At 24.3% G+C, this 610-nt stretch carries 1 protein-coding gene; it reads right to left on the minus strand.

Going from position 1 to position 610, the window contains the following annotated elements; translation table 11 throughout:
- Positions 1-99 precede the first annotated feature (99 nt).
- A partial coding sequence (locus CN514_RS19650) for a phospholipase D-like domain-containing protein (protein ID WP_286141766.1) occupies positions 100-610 on the minus strand: 511 nt, incomplete at its 5' end.

The following is a 610-nucleotide window of genomic DNA, read 5'->3' on the forward strand; positions in this document are numbered from 1 at the left end:
AAAAAAAAAAAAAAAGATTAACCAATTTTCTTGATTAATCTTTCATTATTTTTTTATTGTATTCTTTAAACAAAAATACAGTACTACTAGTTTTTTACCCTATAAATAAAACTCAAATACTTTCGCTATTTTTTCTTTTAATTTTTCTTTAAATGGTAAATCTTTAATATAAGTAGGTGTAATTTCAAAAGCATGATTAAATTCATCCGCTAATTCTGGTTCTACTTGTTTGATAAATTGTTGATCATATATATAACAATTTAATTCATCCGTTAAATGAAATGACCTGGAATCAAAATTTGTTGTGCCAATCATAAGAACTTGATCATCAATTTTAATTACTTTACCGTGAAAAATACCTTTTTTAAACCCATATACTTTTATATTATTTTTCCAAGCTTGCTTTATATATGGAAATGCTGCTTGTTGTACTAGAAGTGCATCTGATTTATGTGAATATAGTATTTTTACTTCTATTCCTCTATTTGCTGCATTTAATAATGAATCCCAAATCACTTTATTATTCGGTATAAAATATGGAGAATAAATTGTGATAGACTGTTTTGCTTGTTTGAACAATTTACGATATTCTTGTTCAATTCCTATTTTA

The organism is Bacillus sp. AFS001701 (genome assembly GCF_002559405.1).
GTDB lineage: Bacteria > Bacillota > Bacilli > Bacillales > Bacillaceae_G > Gottfriedia.